This window comes from Sphingomonas suaedae (assembly GCF_007833215.1).
Taxonomy (GTDB): domain Bacteria; phylum Pseudomonadota; class Alphaproteobacteria; order Sphingomonadales; family Sphingomonadaceae; genus Sphingomonas; species Sphingomonas suaedae.
Map to the genome: position 1 here is coordinate 3641751 of NZ_CP042239.1, position 16325 is coordinate 3658075.

At 66.8% G+C, this 16325-nt stretch carries 12 protein-coding genes; 10 read left to right on the plus strand and 2 right to left on the minus strand.

Annotated elements, in window-relative coordinates; all coding sequences use genetic code 11:
- Positions 1–3: 3 nt before the first annotated feature.
- The 10 genes from FPZ54_RS17250 (at position 4) to FPZ54_RS17295 (ending at position 11417) form a co-directional block, all read left to right on the plus strand.
- Positions 4–480, plus strand: coding sequence for an MgtC/SapB family protein (locus FPZ54_RS17250; protein WP_145849054.1), 477 nt, complete (start codon positions 4–6; stop codon positions 478–480).
- Entirely contained in the window at positions 467–2911 is a 2445-nt protein-coding gene (ligD, locus tag FPZ54_RS17255; RefSeq protein WP_145849055.1) for a DNA ligase D, read from the plus strand. Before FPZ54_RS17250 ends, ligD begins: the two co-directional genes overlap by 14 nt.
- 55 nt (positions 2912–2966) lie before the next feature.
- Entirely contained in the window at positions 2967–5453 is a 2487-nt protein-coding gene (locus FPZ54_RS17260; RefSeq protein ID WP_145849056.1) for a circularly permuted type 2 ATP-grasp protein, read from the plus strand.
- Positions 5453–6334 carry a transglutaminase family protein gene (locus FPZ54_RS17265; protein ID WP_145849057.1) on the plus strand — a complete coding sequence of 294 codons (882 nt, stop codon included), beginning with the start codon at positions 5453–5455 and terminating at the stop codon, positions 6332–6334. Before FPZ54_RS17260 ends, FPZ54_RS17265 begins: the two co-directional genes overlap by 1 nt.
- Positions 6335–6635: 301 nt before the next feature.
- Positions 6636–7589, plus strand: a complete 954-nt coding sequence (locus tag FPZ54_RS17270; RefSeq protein WP_145849058.1) for a DnaJ C-terminal domain-containing protein — start codon at positions 6636–6638, stop codon at positions 7587–7589.
- A gap of 9 nt (positions 7590–7598) precedes the next feature.
- Entirely contained in the window at positions 7599–8543 is a 945-nt protein-coding gene (locus tag FPZ54_RS17275) for a YihY/virulence factor BrkB family protein (RefSeq protein WP_239019621.1), read from the plus strand.
- Positions 8540–9343: an enoyl-ACP reductase FabI gene (gene fabI, locus FPZ54_RS17280; RefSeq protein ID WP_145849059.1), complete on the plus strand. Its 804-nt coding sequence runs from the start codon at positions 8540–8542 to the stop codon at positions 9341–9343. Before FPZ54_RS17275 ends, fabI begins: the two co-directional genes overlap by 4 nt.
- Positions 9343–9876 carry a GNAT family N-acetyltransferase gene (locus FPZ54_RS17285; RefSeq protein ID WP_145849060.1) on the plus strand — a complete coding sequence of 178 codons (534 nt, stop codon included), beginning with the start codon at positions 9343–9345 and terminating at the stop codon, positions 9874–9876. Before fabI ends, FPZ54_RS17285 begins: the two co-directional genes overlap by 1 nt.
- Positions 9877–9944: 68 nt before the next feature.
- Positions 9945–11018, plus strand: a complete 1074-nt coding sequence (gene aroC / locus FPZ54_RS17290; RefSeq protein ID WP_145849061.1) for a chorismate synthase — start codon at positions 9945–9947, stop codon at positions 11016–11018.
- A 138-nt stretch (positions 11019–11156) separates the two neighbouring features.
- Positions 11157–11417 (plus strand): hypothetical protein, encoded by a 261-nt coding sequence (locus FPZ54_RS17295; RefSeq protein ID WP_145849062.1) that lies wholly within the window; start codon positions 11157–11159, stop codon positions 11415–11417.
- 37 nt (positions 11418–11454) lie between these two features.
- On the opposite strand, the gene FPZ54_RS17300 is transcribed toward FPZ54_RS17295, so the two are convergent.
- Positions 11455–12744, minus strand: coding sequence for an adenylosuccinate synthase (locus tag FPZ54_RS17300; protein ID WP_145849063.1), 1290 nt, complete (start codon positions 12742–12744; stop codon positions 11455–11457).
- A gap of 194 nt (positions 12745–12938) precedes the next feature.
- A complete protein-coding gene (locus FPZ54_RS17305) occupies positions 12939–16316 on the minus strand; it encodes a PAS domain-containing protein (RefSeq protein WP_239019622.1) in 3378 nt (1125 codons plus the stop codon).
- Between the last annotated feature and the right edge of the window lie 9 nt (positions 16317–16325).

Below are 16325 nucleotides of genomic sequence, written 5' to 3' on the forward strand. Positions count from 1 at the left end.
GCGATGGAACTGAACCCGCCGATGCACTTCGACGCGCTGGGATGGGACCCGTGGCTGCGGCTGGCTGGCGCAGCTCTCGCAGGGTTGCTGCTGGGCCTCGACCGCGAGGTGCGTGGGCATGGCGCCGGGCTTCGCACCCACGCGATCCTCTGTTTCTCCGCGGCGCTGGTCACGCTGACCGCGCTGCTGCTCTATTATCAGCTTGGCGGCACCGAATCGCAGGCCGATCCGCTGCGTGTGATCGAGGGAACTGCGGCGATGGCGGGGGTGATCGGCGGCGCGCTGATCGTGTTTTCAAAGGGGCAGGTGAAGAACCTCACGACCGCCGCGCATATCTGGCTCGCTGCGGCGATCGGCATCACCTTCGGGGCGGGGCTCTATCCACTGGCGATCATCGGCACGGTCGGATCGGTACTGCTGCTGACGGTCTTCGCATGGATCGAGGCGCGCGCCTTCGGGAAGTCCGATGGCGAAGACTGACCCGCTCGCCAGATATAATGCGATGCGCGATTTCGCGAAGACCGCCGAACCGCGCGGCGAGATCGCGAAGGGGCAGGGGCGGCGGTTCATCGTCCAGAAGCATGACGCCACCCGGCTGCACTGGGATTTCCGGCTTGAGATCGATGGCGTGCTGAAAAGCTGGGCGGTGACGCGCGGCCCCAGCCTCGATCCTGGCGAAAAGCGGCTCGCGGTGCGGACCGAGGATCATCCGATGTCCTATGCCAGTTTCGAGGGGACGATCCCAAAGGGCGAATATGGCGGCGGCACGGTGATGCTGTGGGATCGGGGCGAATGGGCGCCCGTGCCGGGCAAGAGCGCGAAGGATCTCGAGAAAGGCCATCTCCACTTCGTCCTTGAGGGCGAACGGATGAAGGGCGAATGGCTGCTCATCCGCCTCAAGCCGCGCGGCAAGGAGAAGCGCGAAAACTGGCTGCTGCGCAAGATCGACGACGCTTATGCCGGTGCCACCGACGTGCTGGTCGAGACGGGGCTGACGAGCGTCACCACCGGGCGGACGATGCAGGAGATCGCCGAGGGCGTGAAACCCGCGGCGGGGCGTGCAAAGGCAACGGCAAAGTCCAAACCCAAACGAACCGCACAGGCTCCCGCTCCGGCTTTTCGCGACCCCCAGCTCGCAACCCTGGTCGACAGCGTTCCCGCCGGGAATGGCTGGCTGCACGAGATGAAATATGACGGCTATCGCGCCCTCGTCGCGATCGGGAAGGGGGGGCCGCGCGTCTATACCCGCAGCGGCCTCGACTGGACCGACAAGTTCGCCGGCATCGCCGAGGCTGCCGCGAGCCTTCCCGCATCGTCCGCGCTGATCGATGGCGAAGTGGTCGCCTTCAGGGACGGCACGCCCGATTTTTCGACGCTTCAGGATGCCTTGTCCACGGGCACCGGCGATCTCGCCTTCTTCGCCTTCGACTTGCTCCAACAGGATGGCGAGGACTTGGCCGATCTCCCCCAGATCGACCGCAAGGAACGGCTCCGTGCTCTGCTCGACGGCGCCGATCCGCGCCTGCTCTTCTCCGAACATGTCCTGGGCGCCGGGGAGAAGCTGTTCGAAGCGATGTGCCGCGAGGGGCACGAAGGCGTCATCTCGAAGCGCGCCGATGCCCCGTATCGCGGCAAGCGGACCAGGAGCTGGCTCAAGATCAAATGCACGCGGCGGCAGGAATTCGTCGTCATCGGCTGGCTGCCGAGCAGTGCGAAGGGGCGCGGATTGCGTTCATTGCTGCTGGGCGTCAACGCGGATGGCGCGCTGCGCTATGCGGGCAAGGTGGGTACGGGATTCAACGCATCGAATTCCGATGACCTGATGGCCAAACTCGCCCGGATCGAGCGCAAGACCCCGCCCGCCGATGTGCCGAAGGTCGCGGCACGCGGGGCGCATTGGGTCACGCCGAAGCTGGTCGCGGAGGTCGCCTTTGCCGAGTTCACCGCCGAAAACGTCGTCCGCCATGCGAGCTTCATCGCGCTGCGCGAGGACAAGCCCGCCGAGGACATCGTGACCGAACGCGCCGCATCGCCACCGCCTGCGCCGCAGAGCGACGTCAAGATCAGCAGCCGCGACCGCGTGATCTTTCCCGACGCCAAGATCACCAAGGGCGAACTCGCCGATTACTATGCCGTAGTCGCGCCGATCATGCTCCCCTGGGTCGCCGACCGCCCGGTCAGCCTGGTCCGCTGCCCGCAGGGTCGCGCGAAGCAATGCTTCTTCCAGAAGCATGACGCGGGCAGCTTCGGCGATCGCGTCCATCATGTCGACATTCGGGAGAAGGACGGGTCGGTCGAACCCTATCTCTATATCGACGATGCCGATGGCCTGCTCTCCTGCGTTCAGATGGGGACGATCGAGTTCCATGGCTGGGGCAGCCGCGTCGCGGATGTCGAAAAGCCCGACCGGCTGGTGTTCGACCTCGACCCCGATGAGGGGCTTGATTTCGCGACGGTCAAAAAGGCGGCGGAGGACCTCAAACAGCATCTCGCCGATATGGGCCTGACCAGCTTTCCGATGCTGACCGGCGGCAAGGGCGTCCATGTCGTCGTGCCGCTGACACCGCAGGCGGAATGGCCCGCGGTCAAATCCTTCGCCGATCGCTTCGCCCGCGCGCTCGCCCAGGCCGAACCCGAGCGGTTCACCGCCAACCTCAAAAAGGCCGAGCGCAAGAACCGCATCTTCATCGATTACCTTCGCAACCAGCGCGGCAGCACCGCCGTCATGCCCTATTCCGCCCGCGCCCGCCCCGGCGCCCCGGTCGCGGTACCGCTCAGCTGGAGCGAATTGCGCGATACCGACAGCGCGCAATTGTTCAGCGTTCGCGACGCGACCGAATTGCTGGAACGTGCGGGGGGCCGTGCCCTTACGGGCTGGGGCCGCGCCGATCAGGTGCTTCCCGACCTGTGATCCTTGTTGCACCTGTGCAGTAACCCCGCCAGAAGGCAGGGCGAAAGGGGCATGGATGGCAAGCGCCGTGGCCGATACCGGGTTCGATGCGGCAGCAATCGCCGCGCACTGGCTGACCGCCTATCGCGCCGCCACGCCCGCGAACGATGTCCTGTACGCCGCCGGGCTTGACGATCCCGCTTGGAACGCGGCGCTGGGCGAACTCGCCGAACGCACCGGCGACGACCTCACCGCCGCGCGCGAACGGGCACAGCGCCATGCCGAGGATATCGGCACCGGCTTCCGCATCGCGGGGGAGGGGGAGGAGCGCCCCTGGCCGCTCTCACCCGTCCCGCTGCTGATCGCCAAGCGCGAGTGGGACGGGATCGTCGCGGGCATCGCCCAGCGCGCCAATCTGCTCGAATCGGTGATCGCCGATTGCTATGGCGCGCAGACGTTGGTGCGCGGCGGCAGCCTCCCCGCGACCCTGCTCACCGGCAGCCCCTATTTCCTGCGCCCGATGATGGGTCTTGAGCCTCCCGGCGGCTGCCATCTCCACTTCGTCGCCTTCGACCTGTGCCGCGGCCCGACCGGCGAGTGGCGGGTACTGGCGGATCATCTGCGCGCGCCTGCAGGCGCCGGCTATGCGCTCGAAAACCGGCTGGCGATGGCGCGGATGCTGGGCGGGCTCCAGAACCGGCTCAATATCGAACGCCACGCGCCGTTCTTCGCTGCCTTTCGTGAGGGGGTCGCCGCGCGCTGCCGCCGCACCGATCCCCGCATCGCCCTGCTCACCCCCGGCCGGTTCAATCCCAGCTATGCCGAACAGGCGCACCTCGCCCGCTATCTCGGCTTCCTGCTGGTCGAGGGCGGCGACCTCGCGGTGCTCGACGACCGGCTGTATCTGCGCACCATCGCGGGCCTCAAGCGTGTCGATGCGCTGTGGCGCCGCGTCGATCCGCGATTGATCGATCCCCTCGCCTTCGACTCGCATTCGGCGATCGGCGTCCCCGGCCTGATCGATGCGATGGCGCAGGGCGAGGTGGTGATCGCCAATTCGCCCGGCTCCGGGCTGATGGAGGCGCCTGCCTTCGCCGCCTTCCTGCCGCGCCTGTGCACCCGCCTGACCGGCGAAAGCCTGAAACTCGCGAACATCGCCACCTGGTGGTGCGGCCAACCACGCGAATGCGCCGAGGTGGCAGCCGACCTCGACAATATGGTGATCGCTCCCGCCTTCGGCGTCGCGACCAATGTGCTGGGCGATGGCGCCGCGATGCTGGGATCGCGGATGAGCGCGGAGATGCGCGCCGCGCTGCTCGCCGATTTCGAGCGGCGGCCCCAGGATTATGTGGGGCAGGAGGTGGTTCACCTCTCAACCATGCCCGTCGTTGCCGATGGCAATCTCGCCGCACGGCCCTTCACCCTGCGCGTCTTCGCGGCGCGCGCAGCCGATGGCCACTGGCATGTCCTGCCCGGCGGCTTCGCGCAGATCGGCGAACACCCCGATGCACGCGCGGCGGTGATGGGGGAGGGCAACTGGTCCGCCGATGTCGTCATCCATGGCGACAAAGCAGTCGCTCCTGTGACCCTGCTCCAGCCAAGCGACACGACCCAGTTGCGCCGCAACCCCGGTACCCTGCCCAGCCGCGTCGCCGACAATCTCTTCTGGCTGGGCCGCTATCTGGAACGTGGCGAGGCGCTGCTCGGCGTGGTCCGCGCGCTGCTCGGCCATTCGATCAGCGCGGACAGCGGCGCAGCGCTCGCGGGCGATACGGTGCGGCGGCTGGTCGGCCTGCTCGTCTCGGCGGGGGCGGCCCCGGCGCCCGACAGCCTCAGCCGCGCTGACCTCACCCGCTTTGCCGAGGCGGCGATGGACAGCGCCGACGACTGGCGCGGGGTGCGCGCGATCAACCGTCAGGCGCGCGCGATCGGCGCGGTCAGCCGCGACCGCCTGTCCGCCGACATGATCCGCCTGCTCGACGCGCCCTATCCGGTGCGCGGCAGCGCGCTCGACCGGGCGGGCTCGCTCCAGCGGCGCTATTCGGCGTTGGCGGGCCAGTCGGCCGAACATATGGGCCGCACCGACGCCTGGCGCTTCCACGATCTCGGTCGCCGGGTCGAGCGCGCCCTAACGACCCTGTCCGCGCTTCAGGCGCTCGCACATCCGCAGGCGACGAGCGACGATCTCTCCGCGCTGCTCGACCTGGCCGACAGCCAGATCAGCTACCGCCAGCGTTACCTCACCGGCATGGCGCGCGTCCCGGTGCTTGATCTGATTGCGCTCGATCCCGGCAATCCCCGCGGCGTCGCGTTTCAGGTTGCAGCGATCGGCGCGCACCTCGCCGCGCTCCCCGTCCTGTCGGACGATGGCATCGCCGAACCGCAACAGGCGCTGGCGGCGGAACTGACTGCGATGGTCGCGACGGCGCAGGCCGCCACCCTCGATCTCGACGCGCTGTTCGCGATGGGCCGCACGCTCGGCGACCTCTCCGAAGCGGTCGCGCGACGTTATTTCCTCCACGGCTCGGAACCGTTGCGGGCCGCCGGGCTTGTCGTCGGCTGATGCGCTATGCGATCCGCCACGTCACCCGGTTCGACTATGCCCGGCCGGTCGGGTTTGCGCGCTGCAATTTGCGGCTCAAACCGATCCATTGGTCGGGCCAGCAGCTGCACGACTATACGCTGACGGTCGAACCCGGCGGCCACACCGCCCCCGCGCGCGCCGAGGCGGGGCTGGCAAATGTCGTGCGGCTGGTGGTGACCCAGGCGGTACCCAGCCTGACGATAGAGAGCCGCTGTCACATCACCGTCGACCGCCCGGTGCCCATCCCGGCTGCGAACGATGCCACGCTGCGTCAGGTCGGGGAACTGGCCCGCGCCAGCCGTGACGCGGGGCCAGCCAGCCCCGCCGCCTACCTCTTTCCCTCGCCGCTGATCCCGCTCGATCCCGACATCGCGGCCTGGTGCGCGCAGGAACTCGACCCGGATCGCGGCGCGCTCGAGGCGGGGATCGCGCTCGCCCGCCGGATCCAGAACGAATTCGAGTTCGACCCCACTGCCACGCTCGTCGATACGCCCCCGCGCGAGGCGTTCGAGAAGCGCGGCGGCGTGTGCCAGGATTTTGCGCAGATCATGATCTCGGGCCTCCGCGCCGCGGGCCTCCCTGCCGCCTATGCCTCGGGCTATCTGCGCACGCTACCCCCGCCCGGCCAGCCCCGTCTCGTCGGCGCCGACGCGACCCACGCCTGGGTGCTTTTATGGTGCGGGCTCGAGCGCGGCTGGGTGGGCGTGGATCCGACAAACGGCATCTGGATGGCGAGCGATCATGTCATCATCGCCATCGGCCGCGACTATACCGACATCGCCCCGATCGACGGCATCGTCCTCGGATCGGGCGCACAGAAGCTGGATGTGTCGGTGGATGTCGAGCCGCTGGAGGATTGAGCGGCCGCCCCTTGTCCTCGTCCTTGCAATGTTGGATTTGGCCTGCTCCACTCCGGTGTGGAGCCGGGCCCAGCGGTTATCGACCCAGTCACGCGACATGGCGTACGTGAACCTGGTCAAATTGTCAGTTTTGTTAGCCGCAAGGTGACAGGATCGATGCCGTTGCGCGTAACTTCGTCAGTTTCACCGGGCTCGAGCCGTTCCGATGCGCACCAACCGCGCCCCGAGACCCTTGCACTCTCCCCCCGCCGCGCCGATGTAGCGGGCTAACACGCTGAACGACAATCAATCGGGGAAACACGTGGCCGATCCTTATGCAACCTTGGGAGTCTCGCGCGGGGCCAGCGAGGACGAGGTCAAAAAGGCGTATCGCAAGCTCGCGAAAGAGCTGCATCCTGACCGCAACAAGGACAATCCCAAGGCTGCGGAAAAGTTCAGCATCGTGACGCAGGCCTATGACCTGCTGATGGACAAGGACAAGCGCGCGCGGTTCGACCGGGGCGAGATCGACGGCGATGGCAACCCGACCTCCCCCTTCGGCGCCGGGTTCGGCGGCGCGCGCGGCGGGCCGCAAGGGGGCTTTCGCCCCGGCGGCGCGCAATTTGATTTCGGTGGGGGCGGCGATGCCGGGTTCGAGGATATTCTCGAAGGTATTTTCGGGGGTCGCGCAGGCGGCGGCTTTGGCGGGCAGCAGGGCGGCGGCTTTTCCAGCGGATTCGGGCGCCGGCCCCCGCCTGCCAAGGGCGCCAATATCGCCTATCGGCTGCGCGTGCCGTTCGAGGATGCGGCGGCGTTGAAGCAACAGCGGATCCAGCTGCGCGACGGATCGACCATCGACTTGAAGCTGCCCAAGGGGGTCGAGACCGGCACGCAAATGCGCCTTGCTGGCAAGGGCGATGCGGGACCCGGCGGCAATGGCGACGCGATCGTGACGATCGAGGTGGAGCCGCACCGTTTCTACACCCGCGATGGCGACCATATCCGGCTCGACCTGCCGGTAACGCTCAAGGAAGCCGTCGCCGGCGCGGGGGTGCGCGTGCCGACGCCCGAGGGGCCGGTCAACATGAAGATCCCCGCCGGGACCAGTTCGGGAAAGACGCTGCGGCTCAAGGGGCGCGGGTTTCACGGCAAGGCGGGGCGCGGCGACCTGCTCGTCACGGTGATGATCGAGATCCCGGCGAGCGACGCGAAGCTCGCCGCCTTTGTTGCCGACTGGGAGGATGGCGGGAACCCGCGCGCGCGGCTGGGCGTCTGACCCTTTGACGTGACCGAACCGATTTCCCCCGAATCGCCCGAGGCGCGGCGGCATGGCTTTCACAAGCGACTGTCGGACCTTGGCGTCACCGATCGAATGTATGAGGTGACCAAGCGGGTCGTGGTCGGCGCCTTCAACGACGGCTTCACCCATGCCGGTAACCTCGCCTATCTCAGCCTCGTCACGCTGTTCCCCTTCTTCATCGTCGCGGCGGCGATCGCCCGACTGGTGGGACGGACGGGGGACGGTCTCCAGGCGGTGGGTGCATTTCTCCAGACCGTTCCGCCGGAGGTTGCGAGCCTGCTCCGCCCGGCGATCACCGAAGTGTTGGAGGGGCGATCCGGTTCGCTACTGTGGCTCGGCGCGCTGGTCGGATTGTGGACCACCTCGGGCTTTATCGAAACGATCCGGGCGATCCTGCGCCAGGCTTATGGCATCCCCTCGGTCACGCCCTTCTGGCGGCTGAAGCTGGCGGCAATCGGGATGGTCATCGCCTCGGTGATCCTGGCGATGATGGCGTTCAGCTTTCAGGTTATCCTGACCGGCGTCGAACAATTCATCTGGCGCTTCATCCCGGTCGCATCGAGCACCGCGCAACTCCTGTCCTTCACCCGGATCGCTCCGGCGCTGGCGCTGTTCGGCGCACTCTACATCCTGTTCTACACGCTGACACCGACGCGATATCGCAAATCGGCCTGCCCCAAATGGCCGGGGCCGTTCTTCGTCACCGTCTGGTGGATGGGGTGCACTGCGGCGCTGCCGCTCGTGATCGGTACATTCGGCGGCTATGGTCTCACCTATGGCAGTCTGGCCGGGGTGATGGTGGCGCTGATCTTCTTCTTTCTCATCGGTTTTGGGGTGGTTATCGGCGCCGAACTCAACGCGGCGCTGGCGGAAACGCCTGAAAACGGAGTAGAGCAGCCGCACGAAACTAAGGAGGCGAAGACGCCGTGACGGGATTGATGCAGGGCAAGCGCGGGCTGATCATGGGGCTCGCCAATGATCGGTCACTTGCTTGGGGAATTGCGAAGAGGCTGCGCGAACAGGGCGCGGAACTGGCGTTCAGCTATCAGGGCGAAGCGCTGGAGCGGCGCGTGCGTCCGCTCGCCACGGAACTCGGCAGCGATTTCCTGATCGAATGCGACGTCAGCGACATGGCCGAACTCGACAAGACTTTCGCCACGCTGGCGGAGCGCTGGCCGACGATCGACTTCGTCGTCCATGCGATCGGCTTTTCCGACAAGAACGAGCTGCGCGGTGGCTATGTCGACACCAGCCTCGACAACTTCCTGATGACGATGAACATCAGCGTCTATTCGTTCGTCGCCGTGGCAAAGCGGGCGAGTGCGATGATGCCGAACGGCGGATCGCTGCTGACGCTCAGCTATTATGGCGCCGAAAAGGTGATCCCGCATTACAACGTCATGGGCGTGGCCAAGGCAGCGCTGGAAACCAGCGTCCAGTATCTCGCGGTCGATCTCGGCCGGAACAATATCCGCGTCAATGCGATCTCGGCCGGGCCAATCAAGACGCTCGCCGCCTCGGGCATCGGCGACTTCCGCCTGATCCTGAAATGGAACGAGCTGAACGCCCCGCTCAAGCGCAACGTGACGATCGAGGATGTCGGCGGCGCCGGCCTCTATCTCCTGTCCGACCTCGCCTCCGGCGTGACCGGCGAGACGCATCATGTCGACGCCGGCTACCACGTCATCGGCATGAAGGCCGAGGACGCCCCGGATATCGCGCTGGCCTGATGGCCATCGCGATCCGACACGCCACCGGCGGCGATGTGGCGGCGATCGATGCGCTGCTGCGGCGCAGCTTTCCGGCGCCGGACGAGGCGATGCTGGTGCAGCGGCTGTGCATCGACGGCGACATGGTGCTGACTCTCGTTGCGGATGACGAGGATAGTGGCGCGCTTGCCGGGATGGTCGCGTTCAGCCGGATGGACGTGACCGTTAACGACGTGTCTCTCGCCGCCGTCGCACTCGCTCCGGTGGCGGTCGAGGCGGCATATCGCCGGCAGGGAGTGGCCGAGGCGCTGATCGGGGCGGGGCATCGGCATCTGGGCGATGCCGGCTATCTGCTCAGCTTCGTCCTTGGCGATCCGGCCTATTATGGCCGCTTCGGCTATGCTGCCGACCTCGCCCGAGGGTTCGACTCCCCCTATGCCGGGGAGTATTTAATGGCTTTGGCGCTGCAGGACGGAAGGCTGCCGTGCGGCGTTCGCGGTGCGGCCACTCATGCCAGCGCGTTTGCGGCGCTCGGAGAACCGGCTGGGGCATAGCGGGTATTGCCCGGCCCCGCGCCCTTCTTGCTTTCAAATCGCGGGCGTTTGGGCAAGGAGATGACGCCATGAGCTTCAATACCTTTGGCCGCGTGCTGCGTTTCACCACCTTTGGCGAGAGCCATGGCCCCGCAATCGGCGCGGTGGTCGATGGCTGCCCGCCGCGCCTCGACCTCAGCGAAGCCGATATCCAGCCCTTCCTCGACAAGCGCCGCCCTGGCCAGTCGCGCTTTACCACCCAGCGGCAGGAGCCGGATCAGGTCCGCATCCTGTCCGGCGTGTTCGAAGGGCGCACCACCGGCACGCCGATCGGCCTGTTGATCGACAATGTCGACCAGCGGTCGAAGGATTATTCGGAGGTTGCCGCCGCCTATCGCCCCGGCCATGCCGATTATGCCTACGACGCCAAATACGGCTTTCGCGACTATCGCGGTGGCGGGCGCTCCTCTGCGCGTGAGACGGCGATGCGCGTCGCGGCAGGGGCCGTGGCGCGCAAGGTGATTCCTGAGGTCCGCATCCGCGCCTGGGTAGAGCAAATCGGCCACCACCCGATCCTCTATTCGCGCTTCGACGAAAGCGAGATCGACAACAATGCCTTCTTCTCCCCCGATCCGGTCGCGGCGGAGCAGTGGGAAAAAGTCATCGATACCGCACGCAAGGATGGCTCCTCGCTCGGCGCGGTCGTGGTGTGCGAGGCATATGGTGTGCCCGCAGGCTGGGGCGCGCCGCTCTACGCGAAGCTCGATAGCGAGCTCGCAAGCGGCATGATGAGTATCAATGCGGTCAAGGGCGTCGAAATCGGCGATGGCTTCGCGGCCGCGCTGGCGACGGGTGAGGGCAATGCCGATCCGATGCGCCCCGGCACGCCGGGGGCGGGTCCGCAATTCCTCGCGAACCATGCCGGCGGCATCGCGGGCGGCATCTCGACCGGGCAGCCGGTGCGGGTGCGCGTCGCGTTCAAGCCGACCAGCTCGATCCTGACCCCGGTCGAGACGATCACGCGCGACGGTGAAGCGACCGAAATCCGCACCAGGGGCCGCCACGACCCCTGTGTCGGCATCCGCGGCGTCCCGGTGGTCGAGGCGATGATGGCGCTGGTGCTCGCCGATCAGAAATTGCTTCACCGCGCACAGTGCGGGTGACGCGGCTGATCGGTCTGGCGCGGATGCAACGCGGCTGAGGGGCGGGGCGACCAAATACGGGGACGAGGCGAGGAACGCCATTGCGCCCGGCTGGCGATGGCGGGCGTTCAACCCGCGCCATGTAACCAGGAGTATCCCATGCGCCACAAAACGCTGTTCAGCCTGATTGCCCTGTGCGGTTCGACCGCCGCCGTCGCCGCGATCGGAACGCCCCAGACCGAACCGCCGCTGCAGAATGACATCGCCAATGAAGCAACGCCTGCGCCCGACGATATGACAGCGCCCGAGACGATGTCGAACAGCACCGATGTCGAGCCGAGCATGGAACCGGCCGAACCCGCCGATCCGACCGAAGACGGTAGCGAGACGTCGCCTGAACCGAACGCTGCGTACTATTGAGCGATCCACCGGGCGCGGCTTCGCCGCGCTCGGTTTTTCAGTCCGCGAACGGATCGCGGACCAGGATCGTGTCCTCGCGTTCCGGGCTGGTCGACACCAACGCCACCGGGCACCCGATCAGTTCTTCGATCCGCCGGATATATTTGATCGCCTGCGCCGGCAGCTGCGCCCAGCTGCGTGCGCCCGCGGTCGACTCGCTCCAGCCTTCAAATTCTTCATAGACTGCCATCGCGCGCGCCTGATCCTGCGGGCTGGGGGGCAGATAGTCATAGTGTTTGTCGCCGACCGTGTAGCCGGTGCAAATGCGCAGCGACTCCATGCCGTCGAGAATATCGAGCTTGGTCAGCGCGATCCCGGTCACGCCGCTCAGCGCGACCGACTGGCGCACCAGCACTGCGTCGAACCAGCCGCAGCGGCGCTTGCGCCCCGTGACGACACCGAATTCGCGCCCGCGCGTGCCCAGCAATTCGCCGATCTCATTGTCCTGCTCGCTGGGGAAAGGGCCGGAGCCGACGCGCGTCGTATAGGCCTTCACGATCCCCAGCACGAAGCCGACCGACCCCGGGCCAAGTCCCGAACCGGACGCTGCCGCGCCGCTTACCGTGTTGGACGAGGTGACGAAGGGATAGGTGCCATGGTCGATGTCGAGCAGTGCGCCCTGGGCGCCTTCGAACAGGATGCGTTTGCCCGCTTCCTTCGCGCCCTTGAGCGTCAGCCACACCGGCGCGGCATAGGGCAGCACCGCCGGCGCGATCTCGCGCAGCTCGGCGATCAGCGCCTCGCGGTCGATCGGCGGCTGGCCGAACCCGGCGCGCAGCGCGTCGTGATGCGCGCACAGCCGATCCAGCTGCGGGCCGAGATCGTCGAGATGCGCCAGGTCGCACACGCGGATCGCGCGGCGCCCGACCTTGTCCTCATAGGCCGGACCGATGCCGCGGCGCGTCGTGCCGATCTTGCCCGCGCCTGAAGCATCCTCGCGCAGCGCGTCGAGATCGCGGTGGAAGGGCAGGATCAACGGCGCGGTCTCTGCGACCTGTAGCGTTTCCGGCGTAATCTCGACGCCCTGCTCGCGCAGCCGGGCCATCTCGTCGCGGAAATGCCAGGGATCGAACACCACGCCATTGCCGATCAGCGACAATGTGCCGCGCACCAGGCCGGACGGGAGCAGCGACAATTTGTACACCTTGTCGCCGACGACCAGCGTGTGGCCGGCATTATGCCCGCCCTGGAAGCGGACGACGAGGTCGGCGCGGCTGGCGAGCCAGTCGACGATCTTGCCCTTGCCCTCATCGCCCCATTGGGCGCCGATCACTGCGACGTTCGCCAAGTTTCCGATCCTTTCCGGTTAGAGTCGGTTGAGTAAGGCGGAACCGGCCCGCTCCCCCACCCGGCCACCCATAGAACAGGCACGCCAGGTGGCCGGGTGGGGGAGCGGGCCGGTTCCGGTTCAGCCGACGCTGAACACGACTCTGCGCGCGGCTCCCCTAGAGCGGGCGGCGCGCCACGTCCAGCGCAGTGCGGTCAGGTGTCGAGCGCCGCGCGGATCCGGATCGCCAGCGCCTCGACCCCGAACGGCTTGGGAAGCAGTTGAACTTCCCCAGCGGCGTGCGTTTCGATGACGGTCTGATCGGGCGTATAGCCGCTAGTATAGAGGACCTTGAGACCGGGCTGCCGCGTCCGCGCAACCCGGGCGAGTTCGTCGCCGTTCATGTCGGGCATCATCACGTCGGTGAATAACAGCGAGATGCGCTGATCGCGCTCGATCACCCGCAGCGCTTCGATCCCGTCGGGCGCCTGGAGCACGGTGTAGCCCAGCTCGCGCAACGCCTCGACCGAATAGTTGCGGACGCGCTCCTCGTCCTCCACCACCAGAATCACCTCATCGCGCGAGCCATGGGGGATCGCTGTACCGCCTCGCGGTGTGCTTTGGTCGCTGTCGGCGACGCTGTGCCGGGGCAACAGCAGCCGTACGCGCGTGCCACGCCCCGGCTCGCTGTCGATGCCGACATGGCCGCCCGATTGCCGGGCGAAACCGAACACCTGGCTGAGGCCAAGCCCGGTTCCCTTACCCACCCCCTTGGTGGTGAAAAACGGGTCGAACGCACGCGCTGCGGTTTCGGGGGTCATGCCCGATCCGGTATCGGCGACCGTCAGCGCCACATAATCCCCCGCGCCCAGCCCGAGTTCGGCCGCCTCGCCCGCGTCGAGCACGCAATTCTCCGTCTCGATCGTCAGCAATCCGCCGCCGGGCATCGCATCGCGTGCGTTTACCGAGAGGTTGAGGATGACATTTTCGAGCAGGCTGGGATCGATCAATGCCGTGTGCAGGCCCGTTGCGAGCCGCGTCTCCACGGTCACATCCTCACCCAGCGTACGCATCAGCAATTCGATCATCCCGCCGACCAGCGCGTTGACATCGACCGGCGCGGGAGCAAGCGGCTGCTGTCGCGCAAAACCGAGCAGTCGCTGGGTCAGCGCCGCCGCGCGGGTCGCGCCGTCTCTCGCCGCGACGATATAGCGATCGAGATCGGTCGAACCCTGCGCAATCCGCCGCTCCAATATGTCGAGCGCGCCGATCACCACCGCGAGCATGTTGTTGAAATCATGCGCGATCCCGCCGGTCAGCTGGCCGATCGCCTCCATCTTCTGCGCCTGACGCAGCCGCTCCTCGACGCTCATCAGCTGCCGGGTGCGTTCCTCGACGGCCTGCTCCAGTTCCTCGCGCGATCGCGCCAGAACTTCGCGGGCATCGACGATATCCTGGATGTCGGTGCAGGTCCCGAACCAGCGAATGATCGCACCGTCCTCCCCGCGCACCGGCTGCGCCCGGCCCAGCACCCAGCGATAACCGCCGTCATGATGCCGCAACCGATATTCGATATGATAGGGTTCGCCCGTCTCCAGGCAGTGCCGCCACAGCGTCCAGGCACGCTCCTGATCCTCCGGATGGAACATATCGTTCCACCCCGTGCCATCGGTCGAGCCATAAGGGACGCCGGTGAATTCGTACCAGCGATCATTGTAATAATCGTGATAGCCGTCGGGCTGCGTCGACCAGACCATCGGATCGATCGAATTGGCGATGGCCCGGAACTTCGCCTCGCTTTCGCGCAGCGCGGTGACGGCCCCGGCGCGCTCCACCGCGTCCCAGGCGGATTGCGCGACCGCTTCGATCAATGCCACTTCCTCGCGCCGCCATTCGCGCGGGGTCGCGTGGTTGGCGTAGAGGCTGGCCACCCAAGCGCCGCCGCGCATCAACGGCACGCCGACTGCCGAGGGGGAATAGCGGGCAAGGCCCGTCCCGGCATAGGCGCCGTCCGCGGCGGAATCGATGACGACCAGCGTGCGACCCTCGCGATAGTCCGCACTGGCCGGACCCAGATCTTCGATCGCCATCCCGCCCCTTAACGCGGGAAGCGCGCCGGTCGTAAACGACGGCCCGAACACGATCTTGCCCTCAGTCCCGACGCGATAGAAACCGACCCGGTCGATTTTCAGCCGATCCGCCAGAGCCTCTGCACTCATCGCCATGATCGCTTCGGGGGAGTCGAGCGCGCGCTGGCGATCGGCCAGGTCGTGGACGAATGCCTGATCCTGCGTCGCGGCCTTGAGGTCGGCGGCGGCACGGCGCGCGGCTTCTTCGGCCAGATGCCGTTCGGTCACATCCACGCTTACGCCCGGGAAGCGTAGCGGACGGCCCTCCGCGTCATAGCTGCATCGCCCCTGGGCATTGACCCAGCGCAGCCGCCCCTGTGGGTCGGTCAGGCGATATTCGCTGGCGAACCGATCGCCGCTGCGCATCGCCTGTTCGATTTCGGCGCGCACCCGTTCGGCGTCGTCGGGATGGACCTTGCGAAAGAACAGCTCGATCGGCCCGCCCTGTTCGGCCGTCGTCGGATCCACGCCATACAGACGCGCAAAGCGGCTGTCGGCGCGGACCACGCCGTCGCGCACGTCCCAGTCCCAGGTGCCGACCCCGTTCGAGGCATCGAGCGCAAGTTGAAGCCGTTCCTCGCTTTGCCGCAGCCGCGCCTCGGTCATCGCGCGTTCGGTGACGTCGTTCGCCTCGACAAAAATGTCGGTGGTGACGCCGTTGCTGTCCTTGATTGGCTGATAGACGAAATCGAGCAATCGGGTCTCGCTGCGACCGCCGCGGTCGAGAATGACCGGTGTACCGCTCGCGCGGAATGGCCTGCCGCTGGCGAAGACGTCGTCGAGCAACGCGACAAAGCCCTGATCCACCACCTCCGGCAGCGCTTGCGCCAGCGGTTTGCCGAGCAGCGCGCGATGGCCGACCAGCTCGGCATAGGCCGGGTTCGCCATCTCGAAGATATGGGTCGGCCCGCGCAGCAGCGCGACCGCTCCCGGCGACTGCTGGAACAATTCATGCAATCGCTCGACCTCGGCGAGGCGCGCGCGTTCCCCCATGACGGTCCGGGTGGTCTCGTTTCCCTGGTTCAGAACGCCGCAGACGGTGCCATATTCGTCGCGGATCGGGGTGAAGCTGTAATTCCAATAGGTCTCGTGGATGCGCCCCCCGCGCATCATGTCGAGCCGCTGGTCATAGGTGGCAAACCCCTGGCCGGTTTCCAGCACTGTTTCGAACTGGGGTCCGACCACATCCCAGATCTCGGGAAACACATCCTGCCCCCGCTGCCCCAGGGCTTTGGGGTGGCGTTCGGCGGGGATCGGTGCCCAGGCGTCATTGTAGAACAGGTGCAGCCCGCTACCCCAATAAATGGCCGTCGGGAATTGCGAACTCATGCAGATGCCGAGCGCGAAGAGAAGCGGCTGCGGCCAGCCCTCCGGCGGGCCGAGCGGATGGTCGGTCCAGTCATGTTCCCGAATGCGGCGGCCCATTTCGCCGCCATGCTCCAGGAATCGAAGCTCGGAATACATGCGTTCAGC